We start from the raw sequence: 22,963 nt of genomic DNA on the forward strand, positions 1-22,963 counted from the left end.
TTGTGTCAGAGAAAAATCTATGGCCTGACACAACGCAATCGCGGGCAAGCGCGCTCCTACAGGAGGTATGTGCCAAATTTATTCAGGAGAACCCCATGCCTCTCCATCCAGTAGCCCGCTTTGCCGATCTGCCTCTGGACCGTGCAACGCAGGTCAAGATCGGTGACAAGAAAATCGCCCTCATCCGTATCGATGATCAGATTCGCGCGTATCAGGGCGAATGCCCTCATGCCGGCGCGCCGTTGGCGAAAGGTGCGATCTGCAACGGCAAGCTGATTTGCCCGTGGCACAACGCTGCATTTGCTATCGCGGACGGCAGCCTGTGCGAGCCGCCGGCATTGGATAGCTTGCGACGCTATCCGGCCAGGGTGGTGGACGGCCAGGTGGTGATCGATGATCAGCCTTTGCCAACGGGCAAAGAAGAAAGTGCATCGGCCGATTCACGTTGCTTCGTGATCGTAGGCGCTGGCGCTGCGGGTACTGCGGCAGCGTCTGCGTTGCGGGAAATGGGCTTCGCCGGCGGGCTGGTTTTGATCGACCCGCAGCAGCAGCCAGGCTACGACCGAACCGCCTTGAGCAAATTCGTGATCGCTGGTCAGATGCCACCTGATGAAGTACCGCCGTTGCGCGACGAGAGTTTTTATAGCGAACAGCGGATCCAGCGTATTCAGGCAATGGTTACCGGCATGGACATGCCGAGTAAAATGCTGACGCTCAGCAACGGACAGCAGTTGAGGTACGACGCAGCACTGATCGCGACCGGAGGCATACCCAAGCGCCCGAAACTGCCCGGTGCAGATTTGCCGCAAGTGCTCACATTGCGCTCCCGCGATGATGCTCGCGCGCTGCTCGATGCTGCGCAGCCCGGCGGTCATGCGGTGATCATCGGCGACAGTTTTATTGGCCTGGAGGCAGCCTCGGCGCTGTGTAAACGTGGTTTGGACGTCACCGTCCTGGCCCGTCATGAAATACCCTTCGAGAAACAATTCGGCCCACGCATTGGCAAAGCGCTGCGCAAGCTCCACGAACAAAACGGCGTATTGTTTCGCACCCATGTGGAAGCGGTGAGATTCGAGGGTGAGGTGCAACTCACGGATGTGGTGCTCAATAACGGCGAGCGCTTGCCAGCCGATCTGGTACTGCTGGGAACCGGCGTACGTCCGGCGACTGATTTTCTCCACGGCGTCGCCCGCGAAGAAGACGATTCGTTGCCGGTGGATGCGGGTATGCGACTAGGCGATGCGGTTTGGGCTGCCGGAGATATTGCGACCTTTCCGCTTGCCGGAACACCTTTGCGCATCGAGCACTGGCGCGTGGCACAACAACAGGCGCGTATCGCTGCCCGAAATATGCTCGGCGGCACAGATCGCTATATTGACGTGCCGTTCTTCTGGACCTTCCATTTCGGCAAACGCATCGACTATCTAGGCCACGCCGAGCATTGGGATGACATCATCTTCAAAGGGGAACCGGAAAACTTCGATTTCATTGCGTTGATCTGCCGGGAAGGTCAAGTCGACGCGATTGTGGCCTGCCAATACGAGCGCGTTATGGCGATGTTTGCCGAAAGGATGAAGCAACCGTTGATGGCGGACGACGCCTTGGGGTTGATTGATGGATTCGCACATTGATGTGCGGGGTCGTGGGAGATTCAATTGTTTGCCCGCAAGGTGGCCTGATGACGTGGGACCGGCTTCAGCCGGGAAGAGGCCAGTACCTCCGAGCCATATTTATCGTCTGGAATGCTGCCTTCCCGGCTGAAGCCGGTCCCACGTCAGCTTGCGGGCAACCAGAAAATCTCCCACACAATAGATCGTGTGCCACCTCATCACTCACACCAACTCAGAGATCTCGATCAGGTTCAGATCCGGGTCTCGCACATACACCGAGCGAATCGGGCCGGTCGCCCCGGTGCGTAAAACCGGCCCTTCGATAATCGGCCAGTCGCAGGCTTGTAGCCGCTGGATAACTTGCTCCAGCGGGACAGCGGCGATGAAACACAGGTCCAGCGCGCCGGGCACCGGCAAGTGAGCCTTGGGCTCGAACTCTGCCCCACGAATGTGCAAATTGATCTTCTGCGCGCCGAACCTGAAAGCCATCCGGCCGGAACCAAAGGTTTCCAGTTGCATGCCCATTACCCGGACGTAAAAGTCCTGAGTGGCTTCGGCATTTGTGGCGGTCAGGACGAGATGGTCAAGGTGGTCGATCATGGATAATGCTCCTGGGTCGCACAGGCAGATGTTTTGCTGGCGCGCTGATTTGTGCGGTCAAGTTATGCCAAGAAAGGCTGCCTCACAACGAGAACCTTTTCCACACGCGCCCCTCAACAAGAAAGCACTCCGGCCAACTGGCCGTCACAACCCTGGTCATGGCACAGTGCTTGCGCTCTCAAGTATTTGAAGCCATTTGACGCGATGCACTGTCCTCCTTGAAGAGAATCACTCTTGGCCAGACCCAACATCATCTTCCTGTTTCCTGCCTTGCTCATGCTCCAGTCATGCACCTTGCTGGCCAGTGCGGACAAACCATCCCCCAGCTTCGCCGACTATCGCCAGCAGACTCTGGAGATCCTTGAGCAACGCCGCGTCTTTCAAACCAACGATCGTGCCGTCGAGCTGCAATGGAACGCGCCTCAGGAATGGCGGCCGAACGGCCAGCCCAAGGGCGGGATTCTGCTGGTTCACGGTCTGGGGGACTCGCCATGGTCTTTTCATGACGTCGGCGCCCGGCTTGCTGCCCAGGGTTTTCTGGTTCGCACCGTGCTGTTGCCTGGGCACGGCACGCAGCCGTCCGACATGCTCGATGTGACCCTTGAGCAGTGGCAGAACGTGGTTCGTGAACAGGCAAAGACCCTGAGCGAGGAAGTGCCCAAGGTGTATCTGGGCGGGTTTTCCACCGGGGCGAATCTGGTTCTGGATTACGCCTACGACCACGATGAAATTGCCGGACTGGTGTTGTTCTCACCGGCCTTTCGCTCTGATAGCCCTTATGCCTGGCTGACCCAATGGATCTCCTGGGCACGTCCGTGGCTGGCCAGCCCGAACGACCCGCTGCGCCCACTGCAAACCCCGGTGCGTTACCTGAATGTGCCCACTAACGGATTTGCGCAGTTCTATCGCAGCAGCGTGCTGGCGCAAAAGCGCCTGGATCAGCGTAGCTATGACAAACCGGTGTTCGTCGCCATTACCCAGCACGATTCGGTGCTGGATACGGGTTATGTGCTGGATACCTTCAACGCGCGCTTCACCCACCCCGCGAGTCGGCTGATCTGGTACGGGGATAGCCCGGCCCCTGCCGCAAAAAATACCCGAGTGCTGGTGCGCGAGGATTATCTGCCGCAGTACCGCATCAGCCAGTTTTCCCATATGGGTCTGCTGTTCTCCCCGGATAACGCTCTGTACGGCGTGGACGGCAAACAGCGCATCTGCTGGAACGGCCAGGAAACCCCGGACATGCAGAAATGCCTGGCGGGCCAGCCGGTCTGGTATTCGGATTGGGGCCATCGCGAAGCGGGAAAAATTCACGCACGCCTGACCTTCAATCCGTATTTCGAGTGGCAGTCAACGGTGATGATGGGGGTGTTGGGAGCTGAAGCTAAATGACTGACCTGTAGGAGCTCACGAGCACCGCGAGGCAGCGATGGCGTCCAGCCTGACACACCGCCATCGCGGCCTCGCGGTGCTCGTGCGCTCCTACAGAAAATAGCCCGTTCAACACTCACTCCAGCGGCGCCAGCCGCTCGCGGCTGTTGCTCAGGTGTGTCCACATCGCCGCGCGGGCGGCGTCGGGATCCTGGCGGCGGATGGCGGCGAGCAACGCTTCGTGCTCCAGGTTGGCCAGATAACCATGGCGCGCAAGGTTGGTGCCGGCACGTTCACTGGCATTGATCCGGCTGCGGGGTATCACCGCGCTGCCCAGGTGTTGCATGATTTCCGTGAAGTACGAGTTGCCCGTCGCCTCGGCGATCAACATGTGAAAACGCTTGTCCGCCTCCACGCAGCTGTCGGCATTGGCCAGCTGATTCTGATAATCATCCAGCGCCTGACGCATCGCGGCCAGTTGCTCGTCGGTGCGCCGCAACGCTGCCAGCGCCACCGCCTGAGTTTCCAGGCCCATGCGCAACTCAATGATGTCTCGCACGCTGGCGGCGGTCTCGACCTTCAGGTGCAGCCCGGTCTGATTGCCGCGATCAAGAACGAAGGTGCCGACCCCATGATGGGTTTCCACCAACCCCGACGCCTGCAGTTTGGAGATGGCCTCGCGCACCACCGTCCGGCTGACCCCATGCTGGCGAACGATTTCGTTTTCAGACGGCAGCTTCTGCCCCGCCGGTATCTTGCCCAACAGAATGCGCTGGCTAAGGTCCGTCACCAGATCTGTGGCGAGATTATGTTGCCGCCGCTTTGGGGCAGGCTGGGTTGGCTCTTGCATGAAGTGTTTTCCTGAACAGCCGTTCGTGAGTCGGTCTGAGGCCGTTATGTGGCTCCATGAACCCGCTTGGCAACCACAAGATGTTGCAAATATATCACCTCGCCGCTGGCACTTGTCAGACAAGCAGCCCTGTAAAACTCATCCAGCTTGTATGACAACCCGGTTAGGCGAGCTTTAACTCCAATCGCTGAAAGCCTCGAAATCAGTGACCTTGCTGTGCAAGGCCGAGATTACCCATACCTCACCCGCCCGCAAGATAAAGCCATAAACACCCGTATTCATGGGGATAAACCAGAATAAATGTACTTGTCTAGCGGACCAGGCGCGGCGGATCACCTTAATAATTCCCACCCCAAATTTCTAAAAACAAGTGAACGACTAGTTGCACACCGGCGCCTTACTTGTATGATGTCTCTCAAGGCAAGCGACAAGCGTGAGCAACCCGCATAAAAATAACGAGTGGGATTTACAACATGAATCAGAATCTGAACAAGGCACCCGTGATCACCAGCATGCAAGTCATCCCAGTGGCCGGCCACGATGACATGCTGCTCAACCTCAGCGGCGCCCACGGGCCTTACTTCACCCGCAATATCGTGATCCTGCAGGACAACGCCGGGCACACGGGTGTCGGCGAAATCCCCGGCGGTGAACGCATTCGCCAGACCCTGGAAGACGCCCGGCAACTGTTGGTAGGCAGCCCGATCGGCACCTATCAGAAAATCCTCAATGAAGTGCGCAAGACCTTTGCCGAGCGCGATTCCGGTGGTCGTGGCCTGCAGACTTTCGACTTGCGGGTGACGATCCATGCCGTGACCGGCCTGGAGGCCGCCCTCCTCGACCTGCTTGGCCAACACCTGGACGTGCCAGTCGCAGCGCTGCTTGGTGAAGGCCAGCAGCGCGATGAAGTGAAGATGCTCGGCTATCTGTTTTACGTGGGCGATCAAGGCAAGACCAATCTGGCGTATCGCCGTGAAGAAGATGCCGACAACGACTGGTTCCGCGTCCGCCACGAAGAGGCCCTGACTCCCGAAGCCGTGGTGCGTCTGGCCGAGGCTGCGCAAGCGCGCTATGGCTTCCAGGATTTCAAACTCAAAGGCGGCGTGCTCAGCGGCGATGCGGAAATCGAAGCGGTAACCGCCCTTGCCGAACGCTTCCCCGAAGCCCGTATCACACTTGATCCCAATGGCGCCTGGTCACTGAAAGAAGCCATCCGCCTGTGCCGCGATCAACATCACGTACTGGCTTACGCCGAAGACCCTTGTGGCGCTGAGAATGGTTATTCCGGTCGCGAAGTCATGGCCGAATTCCGCCGCGCCACGGGCTTGAAGACGGCCACCAACATGATCGCCACCGATTGGCGTGAAATGGGCCATGCCATTCAGTTGCAGTCAGTGGACATCCCGCTGGCGGACCCGCACTTCTGGACCATGCAGGGTTCGGTTCGGGTCGCACAGATGTGCAACGAGTGGGGCCTGACCTGGGGTTCGCATTCCAACAACCACTTTGATATTTCCCTGGCGATGTTCACCCACGTGGCCGCCGCTGCACCGGGCGATATCACGGCCATCGACACCCATTGGATCTGGCAGGACGGCCAACGCCTGACCAAGGCCCCACTGGAGATCGTCGGAGGCTGCGTGCAGGTGCCGAAAAAGCCGGGCCTGGGCGTCGAGCTGGACATGGATCAGGTCCACAAGGCTCACGAATTGTACAAAGGCATGGGCCTGGGTGCCCGCGACGACGGCGCCGCGATGCAATTCCTGGTGCCGGACTGGAAGTTCAACAATAAGCAGCCGTGTCTGGTGCGTTGATATTTTGAGCTGAATGCCTGACGCCAATCCCTGTGGGAGCGGTGCTTGCCCGCGATAAGGCCGTCTCAGATATCAGGCCAACCGCGTCTAGCCTTATCGCGGGCAAGCACCGCTCCCACAGGGGGTTTACATCTGAAGATTTGCCAAGCTGGCATACGGCGCGCAACCCCCTTGCGCGCCGTTTTTTATGCCCGCTCAACCGCGTGTTAAGGTTCGTGCTTCTCTCGTCATGAAGCCCGGACATGTCCCATATCGCTCATACCCATCCCCGTTTGAGCATCGCCGCAGGCTTTGGCCTTGCCAGCGGTATCGCAGCAGCCGTATTTGCCCCGCAGTTCTCAATTACCAGTAAATGCCTTATCGCGTGGAACGTCGGCGTGTGGATCTATCTGGCGTTGATCCTGGTGCGCACCTTCCGCACCAACGCGGCGGACGCCGAGCGTATTTCCATGGTCGAAGATGAAAACGCTGGCCTGGTGCTGGTCACCGTCTGTGTCGCGGCACTGGCCAGTCTCGCGGCAATCACCCTGGAACTGGCCGGCAGCAAGGAGATGACCAGCAACGATCGGGCGCTGCATTACGCCTTCACCGGCCTGACCATTGTCGGTTCGTGGCTGGTGACCGGGGTGATTTTCAGCCTGCACTACGCCCGGCTGTTTTACACCTGGAAAGGCAAGGAACCCGCCCTGCGCTTTGCTGATGGCGAGCGGCACCCTGACTACTGGGATTTCCTGTACTTCTCGTTCACCTTGAGCGTTGCCGTGCAAACTTCCGATGTCGGGGTTGCGACTCCGGGTCTGCGCAGGATCGTTCTCGCACAGTGCCTGATCGGATTCATCTTCAATACAGCGATTCTGGGCTTTTCCATCAATATTGCTGCCGGTCTGTTTGGCTAAGCGGCAATCTGGCGCTAATGTGGCGGCACAACCTTAAAAAGCTCTTGAAGGCGATCCGACATGACGCAAACGCAAATTGCTGTGCTCGATGACTGGCAATCCGTCGCCAGCAAAGTTGTGGACTGGTCGGTGCTCGATGGCATCGGCCAAGTGAGCTTCCTGCATGAATATCCCGCCGATACCGATACCCTGGCCGCCCGTCTGCAGGCCTTTGATGTGATCTGCGTGATGCGCGAGCGCACGGTTTTCGATGAAGCCCTGCTCGTCCAGCTGCCGCATCTCAAGCTGCTGGTAACTGGCGGCATGCGCAACGCGGCCATTGATGTTAAAGCTGCCGGACGGCTTGGTATTCAGGTCTGCGGCACCGAAAGCTACAAACATGCTGCGCCCGAACTGACCTGGGCGCTGATCATGGGTGTGACACGCAATCTGGTGGCCGAAGCCAATTCATTGCGCGACGGCCAGTGGCAGATCGGCCTGGGCAGCGACCTGCATGGCAAGACGCTGGGTATCCTCGGCTTGGGCAGCATCGGCAAATGGATCGCCCGCTACGGCCTGGCATTTGGCATGAAGGTCATCGCCTGGAGCGAAAACCTCACCACTGAGGCGGCTGCCGAATCCGGGGTGACTTACGTCAGCAAGCAGGAATTGTTCGAGCAGGCAGATATTCTGTCCATCCATCTGGTGCTCAGTGACCGCAGCCGAGGCCTCGTCGACAAGCAGGCGCTGGACTGGATGAAGTCAACGGCCTATCTGATCAATACTGCCCGCGGGCCAATTGTTGACGAGGCAGCGTTGATCGATACCCTGCAACAACGGCGGATTGCAGGCGCAGCGCTGGACGTGTTCGCCATTGAGCCGTTGCCGTCTGGCCATCCGTTACGCACGCTGGATAACCTGCTCGCCACACCCCATGTGGGGTATGTCACGGAAAACAACTATAGGATGTTCTTCAGCCAGATGATTGAAGATATCCAGGCCTGGGATGCGGGTGCGCCGATTCGGGTGTTTTCTTGAGGCGTCTGACTTCTGTGGGAGCGGTGCTTGCCCGCGATAAGGCCGGACGCGACCTAATGTGAACCGCGTTCAGACTTATCGCGGGCAAGCACCGCTCCCACAGGATCTGCGACAACAGAACAGGAGACTTACCATGACCCCATTCGACCTCGACAGCGTCCTGCTGGTCATCGACATGCAATACGACTTCATGCCCGGTGGCGCTCTGGCGGTGGCTGAAGGGGATACGCTGGTGCCGTTGATCAATCGCCTGGGGCAGCAGTTCCGGGGTGTTGTCATTACACAGGACTGGCATCCGGCCGGGCACATTTCCTTTGCTTCCAGCCATAGTGGGCGGGTCCCCTTCGAAATCACCGCCCTGCCCTATGGCCAGCAAACCTTGTGGCCGGATCACTGCATTCAGGGCAGCCAGGGTGCACAGCTGCATGCCGAACTTGACCTGCCCCACGCGCAATTAATCTTGCGCAAAGGCTGTAATTCGCATATCGACAGCTATTCGGCATTCCTTGAGGCAGACCGCACGACGCCCACCGGCCTTGCCAGCTACCTGAATGAACGTGGCGTCAAGAACGTGTTTGTGGTCGGGCTGGCACTGGACTTCTGTGTGGCGTGGTCAGCGCTGGATGCCAGGGCGGCGGGCTTCACCACCGTGGTTATAGAAGACGCCTGTCGGGCCATCGATATGAATGGCACGCTGGAAAAGGCTTGGCAGGACATGTTGGCGGCCGGGGTGACGCGTATAACCAGCAGCGAATTGCTTAACGGATGACAACACCTGCGATGGCGGTGCCGTTTTTCCGCTGGAAGCTCTATGGTTGGCTGCAAGCTGAAGTACGCCGTGGGACCGGCTTCAGCCGGGAAAGCGGTATTTCTCACGACCCATGATCAGTGATCGTCCCGGCCTCTTCCCGGCTAAAGCCGGTCCCACGTCATCGCACCAATATTGAGATTGACACCTGTGGCTTTCACTAAAAGTCACGTGCACGTGTTCAACGCTCTCGCGTAAGGCTTTGCACTGACAGATCCAAAGCCTTCTGCATATCCAGGCGCGCCGAGCGGCCAATGTTTTTGTCGTCCATCTGATAGTTGCGCTCCGAGGGCAAAATCGGTGCGGTGAGGTCGTCGGCATCCATGGCTTCGAAATCGAAATTGCCGCCGATGGGCATGGCGCTGCGGCGTAACAGCATGCGCAGTTGTTCAGGTGTCAGTTTCGGGTTGATCGACAGCATGGCCGCGACAATCCCCGTGACCATGGGCGTCGCGTAGGACGTGCCGCAATGCACCGCGCCCTGCTCGCCAGCCATCAGCGTCGAGGCCCGGGTGCAGGCGGCGGCCATGATGTCTACGCGGCTGTCGACGTTGGACGACGCGCGCTTTTCGACGTAAGCCGGGTCGTCGATGGGCAGATCGTCGTCCTTGCTACGCTGATGTCCGCCGACCACCAATAACTGCTCGGTGATGAAAGACGACGGCAACCGGTACTCATCAGTGCCGGAAAAGGATGAGCCATTGCCTGCCGAGTTGATCACCAGCACATCCGGGTGCTGGCGCCGTAACCAGAGGAAAAACTCCTCCAGCAGCTCTTCGTAACCGGACATCGCCAGACCGGAGCGAATCAGTGACTCAACTTCATCACCCTCGACATTTTTCGCCCCGACCCGATGCAAACCCCAGCTCCAGTTAATGACCCGTGCGCCGTCCTCGACCAGGTTGACCGACGCCGCAACGTTGGCCGTGATCCCGGCGTCCGAATTGCGCTCAACGATCACCTCGAAGCCCTGGCTGACGCCGTCCAGCGCTCGCAGGAAACCCGTGTTGCCGCCCTTGCCGGTATCGGCGGCGAGTATCCCGGCCACTGTCGAACCATGGCCATCGGGCTTTTTCGCATCGCGGGCGTAGAGGCAGGTGCGTGGCTTGCCGGAGTTGCAGTCACCGAGATAGTCGGCAAAGTCCGGCGCATCAAAATCCACATCACGCTCAATGATGCCGATGCGAATGGGTACTGGTTTGATGGATGAGGCTTTGGCGGGAATCCGGCGCTGGTAATAATTGACCGCGTCCATAAACCGATTCGCCGCCCACTGTTCCTGAGTAGGCTTGGGCTGCTTGCCGTCGCTGGGTGCGGCGTCGGTTTCTGACGGTTGAGTGATCTCAGGCTCAGCGGCGGATTCTTCGACCACCACCGCATCCACGCTGACCTCGCTGCCAATACGCAGGACCAGGGCGTCGCGATTTATCAGATCGTTGACCGGTAGACGCAACTGGTAGGTATTGAGCGGCGCGATAGAGCCCACCACCGTAGCGCCGAATTTGCGGGCGATGCGCTCGGCTTCCTCGGCGCCGTTGAAGCGTTCCTCGATGATCACGCTGACCAGATCGACATAACTTGTCAGGCCGTCCATATTTTTCGCCACTTGCTGTGGGGTGGCCGCCAGCACATGGCTGCCCGCCAGACTCAGCCACACCGCATTGCTGCTGCGGCCGCCCTGCTCCAGCCACAGCGGCCCGCTGCGCCAATCGGCAGCATTCAGGCGCAGCTTGAGCTGCTGGCCATCGCGTTCCAGCAGCGACTGGGACAGTGGTTTACCGTCGAGTTTGAGCTGCACGTCTTCAGACGTGAGCCCGCGCGCGCCCAGGCAGAACGTCTGTTGCTCACGACCCGTCAAATCGTCGCAGCGCTGCAGGCGCTCGACCCGCAACGGCTCGTCGGCCTGAGCGCAGGAAAGACTCGCCAGGGCGACCATGAACGCGGGGAACAAAGTACGACTGAGCATTGAGCAATCCTGAGGGACACGACGATAGCAGTCTGACTGTCGGGCCGCTGCAGGGTTCAGGGTTCAGGCTTCAGGAAACGCCGAGCGCGAAATCCTTCAGCGTTTCGCCTTCCATGCGGTAGCGCACCCACTCATCCTGCGGTACTGCGCCAATGGATTTGTAGAACTCGATGGCTGGCTCGTTCCAGTCCAGCACGCTCCATTCGAAACGCCCGCAACCGCTGTCATGAGCGATCTTCGCCAAATGGCGCAGCAACAGTTTGCCCGCACCGACCCCACGATGTTTCTGGGAAACAAACAAGTCTTCCAGGTACAGGCCTTTGCGGCCCTGCCAGGTCGAGTAATTGAAGAAGTACACGGCAAAACCGATGGGCTGGTCATTGAGCAGGCAGATCAGCGCTCGCGCGGGAGACGTTTCGTCGAACAGGCTACGCTCGATATCGGCAACGCTGGCCAGCACTTCATGCTCGGCTTTTTCATAGATCGCCAGCTCGGTAATGAAGCCTAGAATCACCTTGGCATCGGCTCGGGTGGCTTCACGAATTTGCACAGTCACAACTTTCTCCTTTTATCTGTATGGCAGCGTCGTTCAGCAGCGAACGACCGGCGGTGGATTGTGTCTCAAGCAACAGCCCGGCGCAGCATTAAAAGGTCTACGCCCTCACCCGCATTAAGGAAGTTGTATGGACGATAAGTCAGAAGGCAGAACACCCGGGTTATCCGCAGAGGAAGAGCGCGAAGTCGACGAGAACCAGCCACCCCGTGCGGCGGTGCTCCACGAGACTATCCGCATCCAGGGTGACCACGAACTGGAGCGCAGTATCGCGGCATTGTGGTGGTCGGCGCTGGCCGCTGGCCTGACCATGGGCTTGTCGTTGATGGCCATGGGTCTGTTCAAATCCCGACTGCCGGATATTGAATCCAGCCATGTGATCGCCAGCCTGGGTTATTCCGCAGGCTTTCTGGCGGTGATCCTCGCTCGCCAGCAACTGTTCACCGAAAACACCCTGACTGCGGTATTGCCGGTGATGAGCAAACCGACACTGGCCAATTTCGGTCGGTTACTCCGTTTGTGGGGCGTGGTGCTGTTCGGCAATCTGTGCGGCACCTTATTAGTGGCTTACGTGATGTTGAACCTGCCGATTTTTGACAGCCAGACTGACCACGCCTTTCTGGAAATCGGCCGCAAGGTCATGGAGAACGACGTCACCCACATGTTTTCCAAGGGCATCGTCTCCGGCTGGATGATCGCGACCATGGTCTGGATGATCGCCTCCATGGAGGCCGCGAAGATCTGGATCATCATCCTGATCACTTATCTGATGGCGTTGGGCGACTTCACCCACATCGTCGTCGGCTCGGCCGAGGCGTCTTATCTGGTGTTCGCCGGCGAGCTGTCCTGGTCGGATTTCTGGCTGGTCTTCGCGGCACCGACCCTGGCCGGCAATATCATCGGCGGCAGCTTCATCTTCGCCATCCTCAGCCATGCCCAGATCCGCAGCGAGAAAGACACCACGGCCAAGCTGGAGCGGGATCGGTTGAAAAGAATCGAAGATCGCAAGCGCGAGAAAGAAGAGAAGGACAAGGAGGAACGGTTGGCTGGCTAAGCCCCTGTTGGAGCGAGGCTTGCCCGCGAACCCGCCACCTCGGTCTGTCAGGTAGGTCGCGTCATCGTTCTTCGCGGGCAAGCCTCGCTCCAACAAGCCTACTGGGCAGATGAAAATCTTTTCAGAAACTGTTCAGGTCTTTTCCGCCAGAATACTGTTTTGGCTGTAATTCCTTTCAGGCGGCAAGATGACCCGAATTCTGACCATCGAAGATGATGCGGTGACCGCGCAGGAAATCGTCGCCGAGTTGAGCAACCACGGACTTGAGGTGGACTGGGTCGACAACGGCCGTGAAGGTCTGGCCCGCGCGGTCAGTGGCGACTATGACCTGATCACCCTGGATCGCATGCTGCCGGAAGTCGATGGCCTGGCCATCGTCACCACCCTGCGCGCCCAAGGCATCTCCACCCCGATCCTGATGATCAGCGCCCTTTCCGATGTCGACGAGCGGGTTCGGGGCCTGCGCGCCGGTGGCGATGACTATCTGGCCAAGCCTTTTGCATCCGATGAAATGGCGGCCCGGGTCGAAGTCCTGCTGCGCCGTCGCAACCCGGTGGCGGCTGCGGAGACCATTCTGCGGGTCGGGGACTTGGAACTGAACCTGATCAAGCGCGAAGCCAGTCGCGGTCAAAACCCGCTGACGCTGCTGCCCACCGAGTACAAGCTGCTGGAATTCCTGATGCGCAACAGCGGCCAGATCATTACTCGCATGATGATTTTCGAGGAAGTCTGGGGTTATCACTTCGATCCGGGGACTAACCTGATTGATGTGCACATCGGTCGCCTGCGCAAAAAGATCGACCCGCCGGGCGTGGCGCCGCTGATTCGAACCGTGCGAGGCTCGGGTTATGTCATTGCTGAACCCGTCTAAAGGCTGGCGCTCATCCAGCAGCCGCTTGTTGGGGCTTTACAGCTTCCTGTTCGTGGCCTGGAGCTGCACCCTGATCGGCGTGGTGTATTGGGAGGTCAGCACCTACCTGAACAACCTCGCCCGTCATTCCCTCATGCAACGCCAACAATTGTTCGCGCGCTTCGAAGGCGAGCAATTGATTGAGGCGCTGACCGCCAGCATCACTTTCGACATGCGCGCCGTGGACGCCTATGGCTTGTTCGACGCCAACCTGCGGCCGCTCAGCGGGCCAATCACCGCCATCCCTGCCAGCCTGCCTCTGGATGGCGAGATTCATCAGCTGAGCAATTGCATCGACACCGAAGATCCGCACATGCCGCAAGACACCTGTGATGCGGTCGCCAGCCAGACCCGGGACGGGCATTGGCTGGTGCTGGTGCGCGACAACGGCTCGCTGTTTGCGGTGACCACCCTGATCCTGCATGCCCTGCTCTGGGGCCTGTCGCTGACGATCATTCCCGGTATCGCCGGCTGGCACCTGCTACGGCGTCGGCCGCTGCAGCGTATCCGCGATATACAGGCCAGCGCCGAAGCCATCGTGGCGGGCAACCTGGGGCAGCGCCTGCCGGTTTCAGCGCGGCGTGACGAACTGGATATGCTCGCTGTGATCGTCAACGCCATGCTCGAACGCATTGAAAAACTCATGAATGAGGTCAAGGGCGTCTGCGACAACATCGCCCACGACCTGCGCACGCCGCTGACCCGCCTGCGCGCCAAGCTGTATCGCATTCAGCAGCAGTCCCCGGAAGATTCGCTGGTGGCCACGCAGATGGATCAGGTGATTGCCGAAGCGGATACCTTGATGGCGCGTTTTCGTGGATTGCTGCGTATTTCCGAGATCGAGGATCACCAGCGGCGCTCAGCGTTCGTCACCGTGGACCCGGCCGCCCTGCTGCAGGAAGTCCATGATTTCTACCTGCCATTGGCGGAAGAAGGCGGCGTCATACTCACGCTTGAGACAGAAGCGGGATTGCCACCTGTGCTCGGTGACCGCGCCTTGCTGTTCGAGGCACTGGCCAACCTGCTGAGCAACTCGATCAAGTTCAGCCCGCCCGGCGGCAAGGTGATTCTCAGCGCCCGCGCGGACGGCGACAGCACCTGCATCGAAGTCCAGGACGCGGGCCCCGGCATCCCGGAAAGCGAGCGCAAAATGGTCTTCCAACGGTTTTATCGCAGCGAAGATGGCAATCCGCAAAGCGGCTTTGGCCTGGGCCTGTCCATCGTCGCCGCCATCGTCAACCTGCACGGCTTCACCCTGAGCATCGGCAGCAGCAAGCTAGGCGGCGCGAAGCTGAGCCTGGAATGCCGGCAGACGGTGGCGGTGGTTTAAGGAAGTTTTGTGGAGGCCTTATCGCGGGCAAGCACCGCTCCCGCAGGAGATTACGTTTCGCCGTTGGAGCCGGGCTTGCCCGCGAAGAACGATAACGCGGTGTAGCTGCCACACCGCGTCGACTGATTCGCGGGCAAGTCGGAATGCCGCCCACTCGCTCCAACGCGCTCCCCGAACCTGTGGGAGCGGTGCTTGCCCGCGATAAGGTCACCCCGATTGAAGGATAATTACAATTCCTCAACCACCGAGAACCCAAACAACACCTGCGGCGCATTGATCAACAGCGCCCGGCGTACGTCGTCCGAACACCCCAACTCCCGCAACTGCTCCACCACATCGCCATAACCGATCTCACTCTCGTGCTGGGTATGGGGCCAGTCGCTGCCCCAGACCAGACGATCAAGACCAAAGCCTTCGATCAGCAATGGCAGAGCCGCCCGGGCAAACTCCGCGTTCTGCTCAGGCGTGCCATCCAGCCGGTAAACAGCCGAGACTTTGACCCACACCAAACCGCTGCTGCCGCATTCGAGAAACGCCTGAAACGCCGGATGATCCACGCCCAGGCTCGCGTCGGCCCGACCGAAGTGATCCACCACGATTTTGCAGCCAAACGGCAACAAACCGCGGATCAACGCGGGGATATCCTCGACACCCCGATGCAATTCCACATGCCAGCCTAGCGCTGCCACGTCATCGAGCAAGCGCGTCCAGGCCGGCTGAGTGAAGTCCGGTAAAGGCTTACCCATCAGGTTCAAACGAATACCGACAATGCCCTGCTCGGCCAGGCGCTCAAGCTCGGCGCGGCTGATGTCTCTATCAACCACGGCGACGCCACGCAACTGAGAGGGCGCTCGTTTCAGGGCCTCCAGCAAATATTGGTTATCGGTGCCGAGAAAACTCGGTTGCACCAGCACGCCATGGCTCAAACCATGCTCGCGAAGTTGCTCAAGGTACGCCTCGAGGGTCGCATCATAGTCCGGGGTGTAACGGCGGCCGGAAGTCAGTTGCAGATCGCGGCTGAATACATGGGCGTGACCATCGATGCCGATGATCGGGGAGTGACTGGTGTCAGGCATGGAACTCATCTATGAAGGAGGCGCGGTGCGGGACACCGCGCGGGTTTACAGCCAAGTCAGGCTTGCTGCGGCGCTTCACGTCCTTGAGTGGCATCAGGTGCGGGCGTGGTCGCATCCAGACTGCGGCCACGGGTTTCAGGCAGGCAAAGCGCAGCGATCACCGCCACGCCATACGCGATACCGGCGTCAATACCGATAGCGCTGCCCAGGGACATGGAAGCACTCATGTGGCCGACCATGAACGGGAACACTGCAGACAGGACGCGGCCAAAGTTGTAGCAAAAACCAACCCCTGCACCACGCACGTCAGCCGGGTACAGCTCGTTGAAGAACGAACCCAGGCTCGCCGGAATACCCGCCGCGAAGAACCCCAGCGGGAAGCCCAGGAACAGCATCTGGGTGTTGGTCAGCGGCAGGAACACGTAGCACTGCACGGTTATCACACAGCACAGCGCGAACAACACGATGTTCATGCGTCGGCCAATGCGATCGACCAGGAAGCCACTGGCCACACAACCGCACCAGAAGGCAAATATGATCACTGCCAGATAGCCGCCGGAGTTGAGCACTGACAGGTTGCGCTCAGTCTTGAGGAAAGTCGGCAGCCAGGTCATGACCGCGTGATAACCACCATGAGCACCCAGACCGAGGATGCCGCCGAGCAAGGTCACGCGCAGCAGTTCGGGGCGGAAGATCCCGGACATGGACTTGAAGAAACTTTTGGGCGGCGTTTTTTCTTTCTGCTGACGCTGAAAGCTGTCCGGCTCTTCAACGTTACGGCGTACCCAGATGATCAGCAGCGACGGCAACAGGCCCACCAGGAACATCAAGCGCCAGGCAATATCCTGCGGCACCAGCGAATAAATCAGGGTAAAGACCAGCACCGCCAGGCCCCAACCCACAGCCCAGGCGCTCTGCACGGTGCCCATCACCTTGCCACGGTATTTGGACTGGATGGTCTCGGCCATCAACACCGCACCCGCAGCCCACTCACCGCCGATGCCAAAGCCTTGCAGGGCTTTGACGATCAACAGTTGGTTGAAGCCAGTCACGAACGCGGAAAGGAAAGTGAAAAATGAGAACCAGAGAATCATCCATTGCAGTGTGCGGACCCGACCGTAACGGTCCGACAGCGTACCGCCAACCCAGCCACCCAGCGCCGAGGTCACCAGGGTTACACCGCTGATCAAGCCGGCGTCGCCCTTGGTCAGGGCGAATGCGGCGATCAGAGCCGGAATCGCCAGACCGAACATTTGCACTTCCAGCGCATCCAGCGACCAGCCGCCGAAGCAGGCCCAAAACGTTTTGCGCTCCCGAGGAGTGACTTGGCGATACCAACTGAACATTGTTTTTGTCCTTATGAGGGTTTACCTGGCGCCCTGACCGGGCCAGTGGGAGCGAACTCATTCGCGAAAGCGGTGTGTCAGCCCCGGATACTTCTGAGGGCTGCCGCCTTCGCGAATGAATTCGCTCCCACGGTGAATCGAATTTCAATCCAGGCAGTTTCGGGTTGTTTTCTAAAAGTGCGTTGCAGTAGAGAGCCGAGAGGGAGTCTCAGCGTATTTCGACGCTGTAGCGGAAATGGCTGGCGTGGCCGCGTGAGCGACGCCATTCCAGCGGTTCGCCGGCGTAATTACGGGCCAGACGTTCGATCACCACCACCGGGCTGTTCGCGGGAATCTGCAACAGACGGGCATGGGCATCGCCCACCGCTTCGGCGGTCAGGGTTTCTTCGGCATACGCCACGACCTGGCCACACAAGGCTTCGTAAATCGGGTACAGCAACGGGCCCTGACGCTGCAGGTCGTTATCCAGCAAGGCCTGAAATTGCAAGCGAGGCAACCAGATCTCCTCAGCCAGAACCGGCTTTGCCTCCAGCAAACGCAGACGCACCATGCGAATCACCGGCGCATCGGGGATCAGGCCGAGAGCCTGGCTGACGGCAGACGGCGCAATCATCGGCTCGATGGACAGGATCCGGCTTTCCGGCACCTGGCGAGCGCCAGACGCACTTTGAAAACGGAAGAAGCGAAACAGCGAGGACTCGAACTGCGGGCGACGAATGAAGGTGCCACGACCCTGCTGGCGCTCGAGAATGTTGTCGGCCACCAGCATGTCGATGGCTTTGCGCACCGTGCCGGTGGACAGGCAGTACTCGCTGGACAAGGCGGCTTCGGTAGGAATGGCTTCCCCCGGACGCCAGCGATTATTGGCAATCTGCTCGGCCAATTGGTCGCGCAAACGTTGATAGAGGGGTAGACGTTCATCACTGGATAATCTGTTCATATTTTTATTTATCTAGTCATCTATATGAATGTGAGACGAAGTATTGTCGCGATCATGGAAGTCGTCAAGTGCAAGCTGGCCACATTTATCCGAGTGTTTCTATAAGATGGGCGGGTTTCCAGCCCGACGACCTTTGCGTCGAGGGCGATCTTGAACCTGCGGCAAAGCGAGATGATGCAATTGACCGATACTGACGCGGCACTGGCTGACTGGAACGACCTGCGAGCTGACGGCGATGAACCCTGGGGTTTGCTGATGGGTAACGGCTCAAGTCTGGCCGTGTGGAAGAACTTCGCCTACGACTCGCTGTTCGAGCTGTCTCAGACCACTCGCAGCAACCCCATGAGCCGCACCGAGCTGGCGGTATTCAGCGCTATGGAGACGAGTAATTTCGAGCCGGTGCTGGCTGCGCTGAAATCGGCCATGCGGGTCAACGCGGCACTGACCGTCAGTTCCTCGTCGCCGCGCAATCGTTATTTCGCGATCAAGGAAGCCTTGATCCACGCCATTCGCTCGGTGCACATCCCCTGGAAGCTGATCCAGACCGACACCCTCGCCCGCCTCAATGCTGAATTGCAGCGCTACACCAGCGTTTATTCCAGCAACTATGACCTGCTGGCTTACTGGGCGGTGATGCATGCCCCGGGGCCTTTCGATGACCTGTTCAACGATGAGGCTACGTTCAACCTGCACGCGTCTCAGGCCAAGGGCACTCGAGTGCTCTATCTGCATGGCGGCATGCATCTGGTAAAGAACCTCAACGGGACGGTGCGCAAGTTGCAGTCTTCGGAAAGCACCCTATTGGGCAGCTTCGCCATCAATGCTCTGGACGATGTGCCGCTGTTCATCAGCGAAGGCAGCAGCGCGGAAAAAATGAAGATCATCCGCACCTCCGATTACCTGTCGTTCTGCCATGGGCAATTGGCGCAACATACCGATGCCCTGTGCATTTTCGGCCATTCACTGGGCAAACAGGACGCCCATATCGTGGCTGCGATTCTCCAGGCGCAACCCAAGCGCATCGCGATCTCGATCCTGCCGCGCAGTGAGGCATTCGTGATCGCTCAGAAGCGTCGCTATCGGGAGTTGTTTGCTGATGCGCAAGTCACCTTCTTCGATGCGAAGAGCCATCCGCTCGGAAATCCGGATTTACGGGTATCGGCAAATCCGTAGGAGATCCCCCGTCGTCCAGACGACGCGCTGTCGCGCAGCAAACACAGGACCTGTGGGAGCGAGCTTGCTCGCGAAGCAATGTTCCTGCCTTCAGAAATATATGCCGATGTCCCGGCCTCTTCGCGAGCAAGCTCGCTCCCACAGAAAATCATTTCAATCCAGATAGTTATCTTATGTTTGATGAGAGCGCTTGCCCTCGATGCGATTTCAAGGCTGACCTAATGTGTTGTTTTTGCGAATGTCATCGCGGGCAAGCGCGCTCCTACAGAGGAAATCGTTTCTTCAGTAATTTATGGCGTGTTTGGCAGGAACCGCCGAAGGCTGCGAAGGCGCCAACCTATCAACAATCTGCCCCACCAGATATTCAGCATCCCGCGCTACGCCTGAAAAGCGCCCTGAACCCCAGGTGTACAGCCACGGCAACCCGAGGAAATACAGACCGGGTTGTGCGGTAACGCCACGCACGTGGCCCGGGTGACCACGACCGTTGAACACCGGGGCTTCAACCCAAGTGAAATCGGGCGTGAAACCGATGCACCAGATAATACTGGTGATCCCCGCGGCGTCCAGATCCAGTTCCGTGCGCTCCTGGGACGGTGTCCACTGCGGTGAATAGACGTTGCCATCAGGCGCGTCGATGCCCTTCTCACTGATGAATTTATCGATGGATGCGTTGATCCGGTTATACACCGCATCGGCGCTGTCCAGGCTTTGCCCGAGGTTGCCGGAAAACGTCAGAACTTCACCCTGCAAGCCCTCCACACGCCCAAACAACTCCATACCTTCAGCGGCAAAACGGCGCAGATCAATATCACGTCCACCATCACGACCAGTGACGTAATGGTTGGTGTTGTCCCGCACGCCTTCACGCAGCGGATGGGTGTCGACGCCAATATCGTAGTAGCCCATTTCCGCCAGCCAATCGACAACATCCTTGCCGCGATAGAATCGCGCGCAACGGGGTGCATCGCCCACTGCGAGATAGACCTTGCGCCCAGCCAGATGCAAATCTTCGGCAATTTGCGCCCCGCTCTGGCCGGAGCCGACCACCAGTACATTGCCCTCAGGCAAAGCCTGGGCATTGCGGTATTGCTCCGAGTGGATCTGATTGATCTGTGGGGATACGCGCTCAGCCAGGCGCGGGATGATCGGCGTGTGATAGCCACCCGAAGCGACGATCACCTGATCGGCCGTGAACTCACCCAGCGATGTGTATACATGAAACCCTCCAGCAGCGCGTGGCACCACGCGCTGCACCACAACACCTTCCAGCGCCGGTGCGTTGACTGACGCGACGAAACCCGCCAGATAGTCGTTGATCTGATCCTTGGTCATGAAACCGTGAGGGTCATTACCCTGATGCTCCACGCTATAGCGATAGCCCGGCAAAGCGCACTGCCAATTGGGCGTCACCAGGCTGAAAGCATCCCAGCGCCGGTTCCGCCAAGTGTGGGTCAGGCTGTGTTTCTCCAAGACCAGATGGTCAATATCATGGGCCTGCAAATAATGGCTGGCGGATAGACCAGCCTGCCCGCCGCCGACCACGATGACGCTGTGGTGAGCTGGTTTTATTGAGGTGATGGGGGTTGGCATTCGATGATCTCCAAGAGTTTCGGGTCGTAGGAGCGCGCTTGCCCGCGATGGCGTCGTGTCAGGCGGCAGAGGGTCGCGAGGTAAATCCAATCGCGGGCAAGCGCGCTCCTACCGGATGAGGTACATGCTCAGAAAGAACTCCAGCCAGCACCGGGAATCCGTCCGCCGCCTTCGGTGCGCATACTGATCACTTGCACTGCCCCGTCTTCCTGACGCATGGCCTGACCTTTAAGAGAATTGAGCGTGTCCATGGCCGAGCTGCAATAGAAGCCCTTGACCACCTTGACCCGCTCCGAGGCGTTGTTGAGGCCGCCCTCAATGCGTTCCAGAAAGTCCGCCAACGGATAACTGGCGCCTTCCTGCAAGTGGTCATAGATCACCGTCGAGGGTGAGTAGCCTGCGGCTTCTTTGCCGTTGGGCCAGCGAATCGTGAAGTTGACAGCGGGCATGTCAGTACTCCTGTGAGAAATGTAAAGGGGACAAATCCAGATGGGCGTAGCTGAAGCCGGTAAACACCTGCTCAGCCAGATTCCAGAATTCAACACGTTGCGAATCGGCCTCAACGGTCAGCGCAGCGCTGGCGTTGACCTTGCCGATGCGCTCACAACACACGCCTTCGAAAGCAAACGCGGCCTGCACGTTGGGCCAGTCTTTTTCATCAAGGGTGATCAGGAAGCCGTAGCTGGGAAAGACTTGTAGCCAGCGACCTGGATCGGCGTCCGGCGGGCTTGGCAACCTGCTCAAATCGATATGCGCGCCACTACCGGTCGCCTCCAGCAACATCAGCAAGCTGCCCAACACGCCGGCATTGCTGATGTCCTTGGCGGCATGCAGCAGTTGCGCTTCAGCCAGTCGCGGCAGCACTTCCAGCTTGCTGCGCAGCCGTTCGGCAGGGACGCCTTCAAATGCTTTCCAATAGGTGCTGTTGGCGTGCCATTGGCCTTCAAGATCAACCGCCATGGCGATTACCTGACCCGGTGCAACGTGCAGGCTGGACAACAGTTTGCTGGCCATCCCGGTAATCGCCACTGCCAGGGCAGTCGGGTTGCCATCCGCCAGACTGGTATGCCCGCCAGCCAGAATCAGACCGTAGGCTTCACAGGCGGCACGAATGCCCGCCAGCACTTGCTGCGCGGCACCCTGTTCGTGATGCCAATAGGCATTGACTACCGCCGTAGCGCGGCCACCCATGGCGGTGATATCGCTGACGTTGGCCATCACCGCCGACCAGCCAGCAAACCACGGGGCAGCTTCAACGAATGTGGGCAACATGCCTTCGATAGCCAATAACTGGTAGTGCTCGCCGCAGGCAATGGCAGCGGTGTCGTCACCGGGCAAGGCATACAGCTGAGCGGGGCTCAGCGTTTGCGTAGCTCGGCCCATGACCTGCGCAGACTGCTGAATCGCTTGCTTGGACAGCATCGCTGGCGTGCTACGTAGCTGTTTCATCAACTGCATGAGATCCGGGACTTCACGCATGACGCGCCCCCTTCAATGCCCGCAACGAGACTTGCCGTGGCATGATCGGGTAGCTCGCCAGATCAGCTTGCATCAGGCAATGAGGGTGGCCGAGTAAATCAAGCTGCTTCAGCGTCTGCCAATGCAGGCCATGGAAATAAGCCTCGTTCGGCGCCTGGACGGTCGCGTGGAAAACGTCGCAACCCAGCTCCTTTGCCCGGGAAACCGCCTCGTTGACCAGTGCCTTGCCAATCATGCTGTGACGCCGATAGGCAGGCGCGACGCACAGGCGCCCACCGAACCATAAGCCCGTTTGTGGCTGATAAATCCGCACGGCGCCCACCACCTGATCGGCCATGCCGCAACTGCCAGCCAACGCGACGATGGGGATCGCCTGAAAGTCATGGCTGTCCTTGTCCTGTGCCAGCAGTTGCTGTTCGTCCGAGAACACCGCACGTCGCAAGGCGTAATAGGCCTGTTTCTCCCACTGTTCGGTCGCGGGCTTGACCAATAACTCACCGGCACGGAATGGCTCGAAGGTGCTGTCGACAAGGGCAAAGGCAAGGCTGGACATGAGGTTTTCTCCCTGACTGAAGCG

The 22,963-nt window shown here is 59.1% G+C and carries 21 protein-coding genes; 10 read left to right on the forward strand and 11 right to left on the reverse strand.

Annotated features, from left to right (window positions below):
- Positions 1-95: 95 nt before the first annotated feature.
- Positions 96-1,631, forward strand: coding sequence for an FAD-dependent oxidoreductase (locus IV01_RS08475; RefSeq protein ID WP_032629939.1), 1,536 nt, complete (start codon positions 96-98; stop codon positions 1,629-1,631).
- A 201-nt stretch (positions 1,632-1,832) separates the two neighbouring features.
- Here the strand turns inward: IV01_RS08475 and IV01_RS08470 are convergent, their stop codons facing one another.
- A complete protein-coding gene (locus tag IV01_RS08470) occupies positions 1,833-2,210 on the reverse strand; it encodes a VOC family protein (RefSeq protein WP_032629940.1) in 378 nt (125 codons plus the stop codon).
- A gap of 276 nt (positions 2,211-2,486) precedes the next feature.
- Between IV01_RS08470 and IV01_RS08465 the strand changes: the two genes are divergently transcribed.
- Entirely contained in the window at positions 2,487-3,602 is a 1,116-nt protein-coding gene (locus tag IV01_RS08465; protein WP_050507778.1) for an alpha/beta fold hydrolase, read from the forward strand.
- 115 nt (positions 3,603-3,717) lie between these two features.
- Here IV01_RS08465 and IV01_RS08460 read toward each other — a convergent pair whose 3' ends face one another.
- Complete coding sequence (locus tag IV01_RS08460) at positions 3,718-4,431, reverse strand: FadR/GntR family transcriptional regulator (RefSeq protein ID WP_032629942.1); 714 nt, start codon at positions 4,429-4,431, stop codon at positions 3,718-3,720.
- 473 nt (positions 4,432-4,904) lie between these two features.
- Between IV01_RS08460 and gudD the strand changes: the two genes are divergently transcribed.
- From gudD to pncA, 4 genes are all read left to right on the forward strand, one after another.
- Positions 4,905-6,245 (forward strand): glucarate dehydratase, encoded by a 1,341-nt coding sequence (gene gudD / locus IV01_RS08455; RefSeq protein WP_032629943.1) that lies wholly within the window; start codon positions 4,905-4,907, stop codon positions 6,243-6,245.
- A 242-nt stretch (positions 6,246-6,487) separates the two neighbouring features.
- Positions 6,488-7,141, forward strand: coding sequence for a DUF1345 domain-containing protein (locus tag IV01_RS08450; protein ID WP_032629945.1), 654 nt, complete (start codon positions 6,488-6,490; stop codon positions 7,139-7,141).
- A gap of 60 nt (positions 7,142-7,201) precedes the next feature.
- Positions 7,202-8,158 (forward strand): D-2-hydroxyacid dehydrogenase family protein, encoded by a 957-nt coding sequence (locus tag IV01_RS08445; RefSeq protein ID WP_032629946.1) that lies wholly within the window; start codon positions 7,202-7,204, stop codon positions 8,156-8,158.
- A gap of 133 nt (positions 8,159-8,291) precedes the next feature.
- Positions 8,292-8,927, forward strand: coding sequence for a bifunctional nicotinamidase/pyrazinamidase (gene pncA / locus IV01_RS08440; RefSeq protein ID WP_032629947.1), 636 nt, complete (start codon positions 8,292-8,294; stop codon positions 8,925-8,927).
- Between the two features lie 220 nt (positions 8,928-9,147).
- On the opposite strand, the gene IV01_RS08435 is transcribed toward pncA, so the two are convergent.
- A complete protein-coding gene (locus tag IV01_RS08435) occupies positions 9,148-10,902 on the reverse strand; it encodes a S8/S53 family peptidase (protein ID WP_418903546.1) in 1,755 nt (584 codons plus the stop codon).
- A 100-nt stretch (positions 10,903-11,002) separates the two neighbouring features.
- Complete coding sequence (locus tag IV01_RS08430; RefSeq protein WP_032629950.1) at positions 11,003-11,488, reverse strand: GNAT family N-acetyltransferase; 486 nt, start codon at positions 11,486-11,488, stop codon at positions 11,003-11,005.
- Positions 11,489-11,615: 127 nt separating this feature from the next.
- Between IV01_RS08430 and IV01_RS08425 the strand changes: the two genes are divergently transcribed.
- From IV01_RS08425 to IV01_RS08415, 3 genes are all read left to right on the forward strand, one after another.
- Positions 11,616-12,539: a formate/nitrite transporter family protein gene (locus IV01_RS08425; protein ID WP_032629951.1), complete on the forward strand. Its 924-nt coding sequence runs from the start codon at positions 11,616-11,618 to the stop codon at positions 12,537-12,539.
- Positions 12,540-12,726: 187 nt separating this feature from the next.
- The gene (locus IV01_RS08420) at positions 12,727-13,410 is read left to right on the forward strand and encodes a response regulator transcription factor (protein ID WP_032629952.1); all 684 of its coding nucleotides are present in this window, start codon (positions 12,727-12,729) and stop codon (positions 13,408-13,410) included.
- The gene (locus tag IV01_RS08415; protein ID WP_032629953.1) at positions 13,388-14,779 is read left to right on the forward strand and encodes a sensor histidine kinase; all 1,392 of its coding nucleotides are present in this window, start codon (positions 13,388-13,390) and stop codon (positions 14,777-14,779) included. The genes IV01_RS08420 and IV01_RS08415 overlap by 23 nt, the downstream gene beginning before the upstream one ends.
- A 227-nt stretch (positions 14,780-15,006) precedes the next feature.
- Here IV01_RS08415 and IV01_RS08410 read toward each other — a convergent pair whose 3' ends face one another.
- From IV01_RS08410 to IV01_RS08400, 3 genes are all read right to left on the reverse strand, one after another.
- Positions 15,007-15,855, reverse strand: a complete 849-nt coding sequence (locus IV01_RS08410) for an amidohydrolase family protein (RefSeq protein ID WP_032629954.1) — start codon at positions 15,853-15,855, stop codon at positions 15,007-15,009.
- A gap of 56 nt (positions 15,856-15,911) precedes the next feature.
- Complete coding sequence (locus tag IV01_RS08405; RefSeq protein WP_032629955.1) at positions 15,912-17,201, reverse strand: MFS transporter; 1,290 nt, start codon at positions 17,199-17,201, stop codon at positions 15,912-15,914.
- 208 nt (positions 17,202-17,409) lie between these two features.
- Positions 17,410-18,141, reverse strand: coding sequence for a GntR family transcriptional regulator (locus IV01_RS08400; RefSeq protein ID WP_032629956.1), 732 nt, complete (start codon positions 18,139-18,141; stop codon positions 17,410-17,412).
- A 171-nt stretch (positions 18,142-18,312) separates the two neighbouring features.
- Here IV01_RS08400 and IV01_RS08395 point away from each other — a divergent pair, with 171 nt between their 5' ends.
- Positions 18,313-19,314 carry a DUF4917 family protein gene (locus tag IV01_RS08395; protein WP_032629957.1) on the forward strand — a complete coding sequence of 334 codons (1,002 nt, stop codon included), beginning with the start codon at positions 18,313-18,315 and terminating at the stop codon, positions 19,312-19,314.
- Between the two features lie 282 nt (positions 19,315-19,596).
- On the opposite strand, the gene IV01_RS08390 is transcribed toward IV01_RS08395, so the two are convergent.
- The 4 genes from IV01_RS08390 to IV01_RS08375 all read right to left on the reverse strand — a co-directional run bounded on the left by IV01_RS08390 (position 19,597) and on the right by IV01_RS08375 (position 22,939).
- On the reverse strand, positions 19,597-20,907 hold the full coding sequence (locus tag IV01_RS08390; RefSeq protein WP_032629958.1) for an MSMEG_0569 family flavin-dependent oxidoreductase: 1,311 nt from the start codon (positions 20,905-20,907) through the stop codon (positions 19,597-19,599).
- A 128-nt stretch (positions 20,908-21,035) separates the two neighbouring features.
- Positions 21,036-21,356 (reverse strand): MSMEG_0570 family nitrogen starvation response protein, encoded by a 321-nt coding sequence (locus IV01_RS08385; protein WP_032629959.1) that lies wholly within the window; start codon positions 21,354-21,356, stop codon positions 21,036-21,038.
- A 1-nt stretch (position 21,357) separates the two neighbouring features.
- Complete coding sequence (locus tag IV01_RS08380; protein WP_032629960.1) at positions 21,358-22,386, reverse strand: sll0787 family AIR synthase-like protein; 1,029 nt, start codon at positions 22,384-22,386, stop codon at positions 21,358-21,360.
- Positions 22,379-22,939, reverse strand: coding sequence for an MSMEG_0567/Sll0786 family nitrogen starvation N-acetyltransferase (locus IV01_RS08375; RefSeq protein WP_032629961.1), 561 nt, complete (start codon positions 22,937-22,939; stop codon positions 22,379-22,381). Before IV01_RS08375 ends, IV01_RS08380 begins: the two co-directional genes overlap by 8 nt.
- Positions 22,940-22,963 lie beyond the last annotated feature (24 nt).

The organism is Pseudomonas syringae, from assembly GCF_000737245.1.
GTDB lineage: Bacteria > Pseudomonadota > Gammaproteobacteria > Pseudomonadales > Pseudomonadaceae > Aquipseudomonas > Aquipseudomonas syringae_J.